Origin of the sequence: uncultured Endozoicomonas sp., from assembly GCF_947495845.1 — a bacterium.
Classification (GTDB): Bacteria; Pseudomonadota; Gammaproteobacteria; order Pseudomonadales; family Endozoicomonadaceae; genus Endozoicomonas.
The window spans coordinates 1-13257 of sequence record NZ_CANMAO010000021.1; the positions used below are offsets into that span (position 1 = coordinate 1).

The 13257-nt window shown below is 45.0% G+C and carries 4 protein-coding genes; 2 read left to right on the top strand and 2 right to left on the bottom strand.

Translation table 11 applies throughout. The features are described from left to right. The first annotated feature begins 293 nt into the window (after positions 1-293). Both Q1B11_RS13830 and Q1B11_RS13835 read left to right on the top strand, forming a co-directional pair. Positions 294-1991 (top strand): ShlB/FhaC/HecB family hemolysin secretion/activation protein, encoded by a 1698-nt coding sequence (locus Q1B11_RS13830; RefSeq protein ID WP_299733682.1) that lies wholly within the window; start codon positions 294-296, stop codon positions 1989-1991. A gap of 95 nt (positions 1992-2086) precedes the next feature. Beyond that, the gene (locus tag Q1B11_RS13835; protein WP_299733683.1) at positions 2087-10684 is read left to right on the top strand and encodes a hemagglutinin repeat-containing protein; all 8598 of its coding nucleotides are present in this window, start codon (positions 2087-2089) and stop codon (positions 10682-10684) included. 431 nt (positions 10685-11115) lie between these two features. Here the strand turns inward: Q1B11_RS13835 and Q1B11_RS13840 are convergent, their stop codons facing one another. Both Q1B11_RS13840 and zapE read right to left on the bottom strand, forming a co-directional pair. Continuing rightward, a complete protein-coding gene (locus tag Q1B11_RS13840; protein ID WP_299733684.1) occupies positions 11116-11901 on the bottom strand; it encodes an SDR family oxidoreductase in 786 nt (261 codons plus the stop codon). Between the two features lie 57 nt (positions 11902-11958). Beyond that, the gene (gene zapE, locus Q1B11_RS13845) at positions 11959-13053 is read right to left on the bottom strand and encodes a cell division protein ZapE (protein ID WP_299733685.1); all 1095 of its coding nucleotides are present in this window, start codon (positions 13051-13053) and stop codon (positions 11959-11961) included. Between the last annotated feature and the right edge of the window lie 204 nt (positions 13054-13257).

Sequence of the window (13257 nt, forward strand, 5' to 3'; positions counted from 1 at the left end):
ATACGAGGCATTCAAAGAGTTAACAGGAATGGATGCAAGAAAAGTCATGGGTTATGCACTAATGACTTGAATTCAGGCCTTAATATGAATTTATAAACCCTGGTTTGCGATAAGGGTGAATACTTATTGCTTTGATTTTGACACAGGTGTGCCAATACTTTTTGTTTGCACTAAAGTGTTTGATTGTTTTTTGATCAGGTGTTATTTTTCAAAATCTAACAATTCTGTCGTTTATATAAAAAGTAAAAGAAGTAAATAAGCCTTTTAGTAATAAGGCTTTTTGGTAATTTATAATGAAAGATGTAAGTAAGTTGATGGCCATAGGGCTCTTGGTCATTTATTCATTGCATGGAAATGCAACCGAAATTAACCGGCGAAATAATATAAACGATTTAAGTCGTTTGAATGAAGAACGCCAGCAGAATGAAGAAAGACGAGCGCGTCTTGATGATAAGCCTGTCATACTGGTACCTCATGAGGAATTATTACCTTCAAAACAGGATGAGCAATGTTTTGATGTCCAAAAAATCGACCTTCAAATTCAATCTGCGAATGACGAAAAAATTGAGTTGCCCAATAGGCTTCTCTTTCTTAAAAAAGTCACTGAGCCTTATAGTAACCAGTGTTTGGGCATAAATGGTGTTACCGAGTTAGTACACAAGTTGACGCTATCTGCTCTAGAGCTGGGATACAGTACGACCCGTTTCTTTATTCCTGAACAGGATTTGAACTCCGGACACTTTATCATCAATGTTGTGCCTGGCCATGTCGGTGATATCCGAACGACGGATGATAAATATCAGCGCCTTATTCCTTTTGTATTTCCCATGTCCAGAGGCGACCTTCTCAACTTGAGAGACATTGAGCAGGGGCTTGAACAGATAAATCGAGTGGGCAACCTCAGTGCTACGATGCAGTTTTTGCCCTCTGATGAAGGGTTGGGTTTTAGTGATGTTCTGGTCATTATCCAGAAAAATAATCAGTATGGATTGAGCCTTTCCGCTGATGACTCAGGTCCCCAAAGTCTTGGGAAATGGGAGGGGCGGGCAAACCTCACTCTTTTCAATCCTTTGGGTGTTGCAGACCAGGCTGCTTTTGGTTTCACCAGAGGAAGGCTTAGAGAGGATGATGCTGATAAATCGGGAGTCAACTTCAGTTATGAACTGCCTTTTGGATATAACCGTGTTCAATTGTTAGGCAGCATTGACGAGACCAGTACAACCCTCGGGAACGAGCCAAACACTTTTACATCAACGGGGGAAAGTAAGCGCCTCACGGTTAAAGTTGACCACCTGTTCCATCGAGACCAGCTTAGTAAATGGTCAGCAAGTTTTAAATTCCAGAGGTTGTGGAGCCGATCCTATATAAACGACACAGAGATTGAAATAAATCGCCGTTATACCGCCTATGCAGAAGGAAGTGTGAAGTATCGACGTTATATCGATGCGGCCACTCTGGATGCCGAGTTATCTCATCGAAGAGGTGTCCCCTGGTTTGGCGCCCAGCAGGATATCAGCGCTCGATCTGGACCTACATTCTCCTATGGTTTGAATATTCTGGATATTGGTTTGGGGCTACCTTTTACTGTGGCTGATCGTCAGTTGAATCTGTATTCCGCATTTCGGGCACAGCATACCGATTCAGAGTTATACAGCTCCGAGATGTTTTCCATTGGAGGGCGCTACACGGTACGTGGTTACGGCAATGATTATTCCCTTCTTGCAGAGGAAGGTTTCTATTTCAGAAATGAACTCTCTTCATATTTTAGCTCAGTGAGCTCTACGTTATATACCGGCGTTGATTACGGAAAGTTGTTTGGTGAATCCGCCAGTGAAAATACTAGTGATCAACTGGCCGGTTTTTTTGTCGGAATCAGGGCTTCACTGGGAAATCTGTATAGCGACCTGTTTGTTTCTACACCATTAACGACACCCGATGACTATGAGGGCGGCAGTTTACACGCCAGTATAAGCCTTTCGTACCGATTGTAGAGCCTCCACTTCACTTGCAACATCACTTGCGCTGTTACCAATACCTTGGCTTGCAACGTTATTAAATAATATTAATTCAAATATAAAGAATAGCTATGAAAAAAGGACAGAGTAATAAATATACTGCCACCAGTATTATTCTACTAAATGTTGCGCTGCAGCCAGTATTCTCGTTTGCACAGATTATTCCTGACGATTCTCAGGGGCGTGGGCCTACTGTAAGCAATACCGACTCCAATAGACCTGTGGTAGAAATCAACAAGCCAAGTGCAGGTGGTGTTTCAAGAAATGAATACACGCAATTTGACGTCGAACGTATCGGTGCGGTTCTCAATAACAACAATACAGGCAAAGTGCTTTCTATAAGCACTGGAGAAGGTATTGCGGGAAATTTCAACCTGATAGGCGGTCGCTCTGCACAGGTTATCCTAAATGAAGTAACCAGCACGGACAGAAGTTTGCTGGAAGGGGCGACGGAGGTTGTTGGAAATTCCGCTCAGGTAGTTATCGCCAACCCAAATGGTATTACCTGTAATGGCTGTGGGTTTATCAATACAACAAGAGGTGTTCTTACTACAGGCAAGCCCAGCTTTGGTGGTGATGGTGCTCTTCAAAGGCTCAGAGTTTCTTCCGGTGATATTTTAGTGGGTGAGGATGGTCTGAATGCTTCTGAACAGGCACGGCTGGATCTGATTGCAGGCAGTGTTTCTGTCAAAGGTTCTTTATGGGCTAAGCAGTTGAATGTGATCAGCGGCAATAATAATGAAGTCGATTACCAGAAACTAACGACGACGCCTGTTCAACTATCGGATAAAGAACGGTCAGCTATTCGAACAGGAATTGACGTCGCATCTCTGGGCGGGATGTATGCTGACAAAATATATCTGGTCAGTACTGGCGCAGGTGTTGGGGTAAATAGCCGGGGTGCCATAGGTGCAGAGTTATCTGATATACAGATAAGCAGCGATGGCAAAGTGGTTTTATCAGGAGAAGCCGTCAGCGCCAAGGCAGGGGATATCAATATCCTCAACGCCAGTGATATTGAGATTGATGCGAAAGCATTCTATGCCAGTGGCAATGTCAACCTGAATGCAGACAGGGATGTTGATATTGTCTCAGAAGTAACAAGTGGTAATGAGACATTTATTAACAACAAGGGAAAAACAGAGGTCAGCGGAAGTGTAAATAGCGGCAATGGTGCTGACATTTCTTCTGGTGCTTTGATTAACCGGGGCTCTATCCTTGCTGCGGCTGGTGACATTGATATTACAACTGATGGCAATATTACTTCATCCGGCGTCTTTGCGACAAAGAAAGGTGATATTAATCTGAATGCCGGTAAGGGTGGTATTGAGCTGCAAAGTAATAATGGTAGTGATGACCTGAATGAGCTGGATGCAGAAGGGAATATATCCATTGTCTCTTCGGATGATATTCGGATTGGTAGTAATAAAGATGTGGATGTCGAACTGGTTTCCAGAAAGAGTATTTCCATTTCAACACCGTCCAGTAAGTTGACGAACCATGGGTCTGTATTAGCGACTGGTAATCTGTCGGTAACCGTTGGTGAGCTGGAAAACACGAAGCCTGCCGCCCTGGCTGCTAGCGAAGGAAACGCTGATTTTGATATCAAACAAAGTCTGATAAATGCAGGGAGTATCCAATCTGACCGTGGGGACGTTACCGCTAAAAGTGGCGGAAAGATAAACAACTCCGGGAAGATGTATGCATACCGAATCCTGAACCTTCGCGGGTCGAGCATCAGTAATAGTTACTCCGGGAGTGTGGTTTCCAGAGATCAGGCATTTTTGCGATCTTCCGGTGCTTTTTACAATAGTGGCTTTGTGAATGCCGCCAGCCGATTAAATGTTGAAGCTTCCAACATTACAAATGCTGAAAAAGCCGGGCTTTTCTCGTCTGAGGGCAGTATTTCGGCGATGTCTCGAGGTGATATTAGCAATCTTGGTAGTGTTCATGCGAAGAATGATATTGAGTTGATATTGGATTCTACCTCAACAGACACATCAACGATTACTCAGGGGAATGGTGCCTATCTAAACGCCGGTCGGAGTCTATCCATTGGTTTGGATTGTGAGCTTGATGAAAATGGTCAGTGCCATAAGGAACCCGACTTTGGAAGTGCTGGAAAAACAGTCTTCCAAAATAATGGTGTTGTCAGTGCAGGCAGTGACATTTTTGTGCAGTTGGATGTTTTCAACAACAGTATTGATTCTCCTGGCGTCAGCAACAACAAACAAGAGATAAAAAATAGCGATTATCAATATGTTGGAAACAGCGGTAAATACGGTGGTGTTCAAGATAATACCAAACGCTGTGAGAGTGAAAAAACGAACTGCAAAGATGGCTACTATGTGTCTGGTGCTTATAGTGCTGGCGGTCAATCGTTTTACGTTGATTGGAATCGGTTAGTCACTTATAAAGAGCGGTTTACCTCTTTACCAGACAGCAACAGGCCTGCTCTTTTATCCCATGGCAATATTACAATCAGAACTAATGATGGTGACAATACAGGGGGGACGTTATCAGCTACTAATGAAGTGAATATCCTAGGGGCTGATAAGCAAGGCAGCATTTTTCTTAACGCCTCTTTAGAGCGTAAGGAGTATATCTACCGTCAAAGCGGAAGAACCCGATATGGCTGCGTCGGTACGGGTTGCACACTGGGTTACATACATGAAGCGTCTGCAGGTGAATTTAATGTGAGCCCCGAGGTTCTGAGCAAAACCCGGGTAATTGAAACCATCGGCGGTGTCATACAAGGAAAGAGTGTCAATGTTGATGGCGTTGGTCAGTTTATCAATGTTGGTGAGCAGGACGGTTCAGAAGGGCGTGAAGAGGCAAAACAAAAAGCAACAAAAGAGCTATTGGGAAAAATTCAGAAAACCAATCAAATCAACGCATCAGAAGCTTCTCAAAATGTAGATAAGAATAACTCGACAGATACTACTAATATTCCGGGGTTTGGCTCCTTGCCCATCGGAAAAAACAGCTTCTTTGCACCTGCAGCACCTGAATCACTGGATCTTTATGTAACCCGCCCGGAGCTTAGCTACAACAACCCACATCAGGTTGAGTATGATCAGGTGTATTTTGATCAGCTGAAAGACTCTCATAATCTTGCCAGTGATACCATTGTTATTGGTGACCCATTGTTTCAGGAAAAGCTGATACAAGATCAGCTGATTCATCAAACGGGTCGCGCTTTTCTTTCATCGCCTCAAACCACTGAGCAAGAGTTGACCGGCCTGATTACTAATGGTGTGAATTTTCTGAATGAAAATTCTCTGACGCCAGGACAGCCATTAACGAATGAACAGAGAGCGACGTTAACACACGACGTTATCTGGTATGAATATGTCAATATTGGCGGCAGGCAGGTTCTGACTCCAAAGGTTTATCTTGCCAATGACTACAGCAGTAAAGGCATTATTGCCGACACCGCAACTTTTAATGTTAGTGAGTTCGTTAATGATGGTGGCAATGTCGATGTGAAGGGCGAACTGGATATCGCTACAGAAAATGATCTGATCAATGATGCAGGAACGATTAAAGGTGGCAATATCCAACTGACGTCGAAAGATGGCAGTGTCATTAATCGCTCTGAAGTGGTCAGGGAGTTTGGTTTTGATGCTGTTGAGGAAGGAGATAACTATCAGGATAAAGCAAATGTGGGTTCAATCACCGCGACTGGCAGTTTAAACGTTCATGGACAGAAGGGAGTTGATAACATCGGTGGTCAGTTATCAGGGAATTCTGTTGAGCTGTTATCTGCGGAAGGTGATGTAAACCTTGAATCCCTCACACTGGAAACCCGGAAAAGCACACTCGATGTAGAAAAAAGTGCATTTTATTACTCAAGAGAAGAAACGTCTGAAACGAAGAATGCGCTGTTAGCTTCAGGTGTTAGTGCTGGTTCTGGTGGGTTAACGGTTAGTGCTGAGCAGGGAGATGTCGTCCTCAAGGGAGCGGAGGTGTCTTCTGAGGGTGGCGCTGCTATTCATGGCAAAAATGTTATTTCCAAAGCCATTGATTTTGAACATAAAACAATGTCGTCCAGTTACAGTGCTGGAATTAATACCAATACTGGCGATATCGGTGTTTCCGGTTCAAGTGCCTCAGATCATAAGACAACCGGTGTTGGTTCCAGCCTGAATATCAAAGGCAATCTGACAGTGAATGCGGATGAGGATATCAGCATTGAAGGCGGAAATATTACCGCTGGTGGAGATGCTCGCTTGACGGGTGAAAACGTTGAGTTGGTGGCTGCAGATTCTTCTCAGGTACAGGAGTCCGAGTCCTACAGTGTTGGTCTGAATGTCAAAAATGCAACGTTTGGTATAACGGATAAAGAGAAGTCAGAAAAAAGCACCAGCGGCCACGGTGTTAACGTTAGTCTCGGTGGCTCACTGGATATAACGGCTAAGGACCAAGTGCTTCTTGAAGGCGGTCAATACAACACCCAGGGAGGGAATCTGGCGGGTAAAGATGTCAAGTTTGCTGCTGCTGAATCGACTTACGAAACCCATGAAGAGTCCTACAGCCTGGGCATATCTACAGGAGCCAGTGTCGGTATTGGGGGAGAAAAGGCGGGCGTATCAGCAAACACAGGAACAGGAAAGTATTCCGCAAATACATCGTCGTCTACTGATTTTGCAGACAAAACCGGTAAAGCGCTCAATAAAGGTAAGGCCATTTCAGATGAACTGGCTTCTGCAAAAGCAGGTGTCTCTATTGACACTTATCAGCGTGATGCCAAAGGAACTACCTATAAAAATGGTTCCTTTAACTTTGCAGACACACTGAATATCAACGCTGAAAATACGGTGGACCTTGGCGGTACCAACATCAAGGGTGAATCGGATAGTCAGCTAGCGGTTCGTGCCAGCGATATTGAAACCACCAAGTATGTGGATACTCACGAAGAAGAGGTTATTGAATCCAGCACCTTTGTTGGTTTTAAGGCAGAAGGCCATAGTGCAGTAGTTGATGCTGTAAATCACAGTAAAGTGCTGGCGGATAAAGCTCTGAAAGAAGGCATGGAAGTCGATGCGGGGCTGACAGCAGCACAGGCAGCGGGCGATGTAACTAACTTGATTTTTGGCGATATTGCTGGCGGCAGTGTTTCTGCTGCTATTGAAACAACTGTCACTGAACGTTCTTCAAAACAAACTTCTGAAAACACGAATACTTTTTCAGCTGGCAATATCTCGTTTACGGCAACTGGCGGAGATATTGCTCTGGCAGGGGTTGAGCTTGACGGTAGCGATAGTGTGCAGTTGAAGGCAAAAAACGATGTCAGTATTCGTGCTGCAAAAGCGACATCGGAAAGCGATTCAACCACTCATAACCACGCATTAAAACTGTCTCTGGACGCATCAACTGGCGTGACAGGGACTGGTGCAGGTATCAGTGTAGGTTACGATGGCAGCATCTCTAATACGGAGGCATCCGCAACGACTTATACACAGTCGTCCATTACAGGAGCTAATGTCACCATTGATTCAGGCAATGATTTTAAGCTTGAAGGTGGCAATGTTAAAGCTGACTCTCTAGACCTGAACTTTGTCGGTGATGTAGAGATTACGACCGTTCAAGATACCAGTCACTCCGAGACGACCAATGCTAACTGGGGTGCTTCTGTCGGTGCGAGTATTAACAGTAATACGCTGGTAGCGCCCACCGTTACAGTCAGTGCCGGGGGAGGGAAAAGCTGGGATAACTCGGCCATTACCAAAACACAAAGTGGCATTTCGGCTGGCACTATTAAAGGCACTATCGGAGGTGATTTAGAACTGACTGGCGCACAGGTGGTTGCTGATTCCGGGCAATTAAACGTCAGTGGTGATGTTATTGCGCAAGAGCTGAAAGACAGTAGGGATAAAGATGGTAATCAGGGAGGAGGCAGTGTTGGCTGGAGTCATAAAGGGGCACCAACGGTCAGTGTGAATTATGAGAAAGATGACCGGGTAAAATACAGCGCTACACAAAAAACAACGATCAACATTGGCGGTAATGAGTCGCTTCAGGTTTCAGGCAGTCAGATAGGCAATATTAATACTGACATTGCAAATACCGTTGAGGTGACAGAAGACCGTAAGATTGCAGGTAACATTGTATCCGCAACCATCTCTGTTGATGATACAAAAGAGCTTATTGGCAAGGTTAAAAGCCAATTTAAGGGGCATAGAAATAGCGACAGCAGTTCTCAAACCCGTTCTATAGATAGCCCATCAAATGTAAACCCGAACGAGGGTCGGGTATTGCCTGCAACTCCAGATGTTAGTGGTCAGGAAAATATTAATCCGATCTATGGCGGAGTACCCAAAGTAAATCCAAATGAAGGTCGGGCATTACCTGCGACACCGGACATCAGTGGTCAGGAAAATATTAATCCGATCTATGGCGGTGTACCCAAAGTAAACCCAAATGAAGGTCGGGCATTACCTGCGACACCGGACGTCAGTGGTCAGGAAAACATTAATCCGATCTATGGCGGTGTACCCAAAGCAAATCCAAATGAAGGTCGGGCATTACCTGCGACACCGGACGTCAGTGGTCAAGAAAACATCAATCCGCTCTACGACAGTGTATTAGCTAAAGCTGATAATGACCAAAGCAAGGGTAGTGATAACAATAACCAAAATGCTGCGGGCAATGTCAGCGAGGCTTCAGTGCCTGGAAACGCCAATGCAAACAATAACAATAATGGTGAGCCTACTAGTGATTTGGCAAATAGACCGTTGCCGGCAGTTCCGGTAACGCCTAATGAAATAAAGGTAGAGAAACCAACGCTTAAAGATAAGTTCTTTTCACTCCTTGGGTTTGGCAAAGGTTCAAAAGAAAAGAATGAGCCTGTCTATGAGACCATTGCCGAGACTGGGGGTGATCTGAAAGATAGTCAATTACCGGGCCTGCCAAGCGACAAACCACTTATTGAGTCAGATGTCGACGCTGTTTATGAAAAGATCGGTGACCTGCCTGATAGCATCAAAAATCAGGCTTTACCTGAAGAAGTGCCTGTTGATCAAAATCAGGTGGCAGATACGGATTCGATCTATGAAACCATTAACGATGCAGAGCACAATACCGAGCTGGACCCATCAACGAAAGAATCGCTTTATGATGAAATCGCGCAGGGTAACTCAGAATTTCCGAACGAAGAAGAGTTGGTGCTTGCGCCAGGGTTTAAAGGTGAAGTTTTCCTGAGAGAGAAAGATAAAAATGGACTGACTCAGGTAGTTGTTGGTGATGCGGATAGTCAAAAAGGACGCCAGGAGCGCTTGGTTGATGCATTACTGTTAGATGGAGTGAACAAAACAGCACCAGATGCAGGTAACGGTCTACAGCGTAGAAACAGTCTTAGTGATATTGATTCGCTTCTACTTGGAGGGAATGCTAATGTACCAGCAACGAACAGTGATAATAACAGTGACGTTGTTGGCAGCAATGAAAGTGAATCGCCCTACGCCGATGTGGTTGTTGTAAATCAGTCTGTTGAAAGTGCAGATGAATCGCAATACGCAGATGTAGATGTATCTACTGCAGTTACTGCAACAGACGTTACTGAACAGCCTCAGATTGAAGGTGAGCCTGTACGTAACCCAGAGGGAATTCACAATGATTCGGTATCGAAACCGATCAATGCCAATAGCAATAATGGAGAATCCACTATTGATCTGGCAAAAAAACCGCTGTCAATAACGATTGATGAAACAAAGGCAGAAGAGAGTGCGCAAAGCCAGCAGTTGGATAGCGCCACCGCAAACACTACAGCCAATGAAAGCTTTCCATCAGCTAATGCAAATAGTAACAACAATAATAATAGTGGGGAGCGTGATTTAGCGGTACCCATTCAGGCGAATGTAAATGTTGAACGCCGGGTAATAAGTCTGGAACAGTTCAAAAAGAACACTGATCTTCTCTTTTCAGAACGAAAACGTATTTCTGCGATAGATAAAGTGCTCTCAAACTATGATGGCGCTGATTCAAGATCCTCTAGTTTGACCAACCTTATCAATGTAGCAACTGACTATCTGGAGCAGCCTGGAAAACATAACAAGAAACGTGAAAAAGCCGTCAGGGAACTGATTGATCAAGCAAATCAGGAACTGGATGCCTGGAGGAGTAGAGAGCGAGCTCCATTACCGGGTGTCGTATTCCGAATGGATGAGCGTTCACCTGAATTAATAGCCAAAACTGGCTTTCAGCCATGGAATAAAGATGGATCTATCACCATCATTGAACATGTCACGGGGGTGTTGGAGCAAGATCGTGCAGTAGCACCAAGTGGTGATTCAGAAAGTAAAGGCATTCTTGCTAAAAAGCATAGCCAATTCGTATCAACTGCGGCGGATTTGAGCTTTGCAAAAGACCCTGTTTTATTGAGTGGTTTGCTCAGCAAGACATTATACAAAATAGATACCACTAAAAACGCCGACTCATTCACTGATGTAGGTCTGTATTTTGATCGACAGAAGGTCGCTAACCCATTTGAAAAACAAAGGGAGTTTGTTCAGAAAGGTGGTATTGATGCTGGTCAGGTTACTCATTACACCACCGGGGCTGAGCTGGTTGACTTTGTCACAGGTAGCGCAAGCGCAGACAGAATAAAGTGGTATCCTTTGCCAAAAGCACCGAAGCCAGAGACTGAAGCACAGGATAACAAGAAATGATTACAAATCAGTAAATTGTTGAAGAGTGAAATCCAGACTGCTCACAAGATCAGCTCTGGAATGAACGTAAGTACCCGGCCATATGGAATCGAATATTTCTGGCTTGTTGATCAGGTTCTCTGCAAGGCGCAACGGCGGGAGCATAGCGAGCTATGTGACCAGAGTTGCAATGCAGTCAGAGGGGCTGATCAATGAGTCAGAAAATATGATTTCATATGGTTGGGTACTTATAACCGTCATTCAGCACTTAATCTGAGAATTTCCCCAAACCATCTAAACTGTATAAAAATGCAAGCGATCTGAACAGCAATGCGGAAGCTTGTACAGATTTGCTTTGGTGTTGTGAAACATCAGAGTGAATATCAGCCCCAAAGTGCTTGAGGCTGATAGTGAGAGATGGTATCTACGCTACTTTGTCGGGCTGATAGCCGTTACACGCTCTTCATCTTACCGCCGTCAACAACCATCGTCGTACCGGTAATATAACTGGCTTGATCGGACAATAAGAATGCGGCGGCATTGGCAAACTCCTCTGGCTCACCATAACGCCCCATTGGAATGGCCGCTTCAGCAGACTGTCGCACCTTCTCAGGGCTGCTATCAGCACGCTTCGCCAGAAACAAATTCAGGGCATCGATTCGGTCGGTATTAATCAATCCGGGGATCAGGTTGTTGATGCGCACATTGTCACCAGCGAGATCATCAGAAAGGCTTTTTACCAGACTATTGACGCCTGAACGCATAACGTTACTCATCACCAGGATATCAATAGGCTCTTTGACCGCAGAAGACGTCAGAGTCAGAATACTTCCACCATTAACCTTAAGAGCCGGCAAGGCACCACGAATCAAACGTACGGCACTGAGTAACGTTAACTCAAAAGCAGACTGCCAGGCCTGATCATCAAACTCTTCAAAAAAACCGGGCGACGGGCCACCGGCATTAATCACCAGCCCATCAATTTGACCAAAATCGTTCTGTGTATCTTCTACCCAGCGGTTAATAGAGTTGGCATCTCTGGCATCAAACACATAGCCACGAATTTCGGCAGCCGTTTCTTCGCTGATGGTTGCCGCTGCTGTAGCAATGTTTTCCTGACTGCGACTGGCAATAGAGACTTTGCCACCCTCTTCAGCCAATTTGCGCGCAATTGCATACCCAAGACCGGAGCTAGCGCCTGCCACCATAAACACTTTGCCGTTTATACCCAAATCCATAACTCGGACTCCTCTGACAAGATTGTCATTTTTTACTATCAATAAGAAGCCCGGCAATTACAGCTTATGAGGTCGGGCAAGGTATTCTTTCGACTGCATCTCCTGCAATCGACTCAATGTTCGCTGGAACTCAAACGACAGAGTACCACTGGTATAGAGTGCCTCAAGTTCCACCTCACTTGAAACAATCAGTTTTACCCCACGGTCATAAAACTCATCAATCAGATTGATAAAACGACGAGCCTGATCATTCCGGCTGGCATCAAATTGCAGCACATCCTGCAAAATTACGGTGTGGTAGAGACAGGCCAATTCAATGTAATCATTCTGACTGCGTGGGCCATCGCACAACGCTGCAAAAGTAAACCACGCCACATCCTTACAGAGTTTTACACTCTGGATAGCTCGACCGGCGATTTCTATCGCAGTGCTCTGTTCTATGTGTTCAGGATCCGGCGCCAGGTCTTGAAAAACCTTCTCTAATTTCTGACGAGTCTCTTGATTCAATGGCCAATGATAGGTGTGTGCTTTTTCTAAAAGACGAAGTCGGTAATCCGTTCCGCCATCCACATTGACGACAATGGTATGTTTTTGCAGCAAGGCAATGGCCGGTAAAAATCGGGCTCGCTGCAGGCCATCTTTATAGAGAAGATCGGGCACAACGTTAGAGGTAGCCACCAAAGTGACACCTCGACTAAACAGTTGTTCCATCAAACTACCAAGAATCATGGCATCGGTGATATCCGATACAAAGAATTCATCAAAACAAATGACTCTGGCCTCTGAAGCCAATCGATCAGCCACAATCGTGAGTGGATTTTTCTGACCTTCCAGTGTTTTCAGCTCTGCATGCACTCGGCGCATAAAGTGATGAAAGTGCATCCGGAGTTTATCGTCAAAGGGCAGACAGTTGTAAAACGTATCCATCAGCCAGGTTTTGCCTCGGCCCACGCCTCCCCAGAAATACAGCCCTCGTACAGGCTCTTTGGCTTTACTGAAAACACGCTGCAGCGATTGCATGAGAGAGCTTTTCTCAGGGGCAACCAACTGTTCATAGAGGTTCTGCAAATGCTGAACAGCTTCGGCCTGAGCAGGATCTTTGCTGAAGCCTCTTTGGCTGATGTCTCGCTGATAACTGGTTTTGGGGGTCATAGATGTACAGACTTATTCAGTTCAAACCGATTTTCTTATGAAGGTCGCGAGGAGCCCGTCGGACTTACCACTGACCTGGAGCAATGTACCCGCCTACGCTATAACGGAGCAAGCGTATCATTTACAATGTTGGTTCTGTTAATGCCGATGATACCGTTTCCAACCTGTGTAATTAAGTGTGAATTGGTTAACATGACTAGGACT

Excerpts from the sequence above, each read along its gene's own strand:
- Q1B11_RS13840 (WP_299733684.1), bottom strand. The coding sequence starts at position 11,901 with ATGGATTTGGGTATAAACGGCAAAGTGTTTATGGTGGCAGGCGCTAGC.
- Q1B11_RS13830 (WP_299733682.1), top strand. The coding sequence starts at position 294 with ATGAAAGATGTAAGTAAGTTGATGGCCATAGGGCTCTTGGTCATTTAT.
- zapE (WP_299733685.1), bottom strand. The coding sequence starts at position 13,053 with ATGACCCCCAAAACCAGTTATCAGCGAGACATCAGCCAAAGAGGCTTC.
- Q1B11_RS13835 (WP_299733683.1), top strand. The coding sequence starts at position 2,087 with ATGAAAAAAGGACAGAGTAATAAATATACTGCCACCAGTATTATTCTA.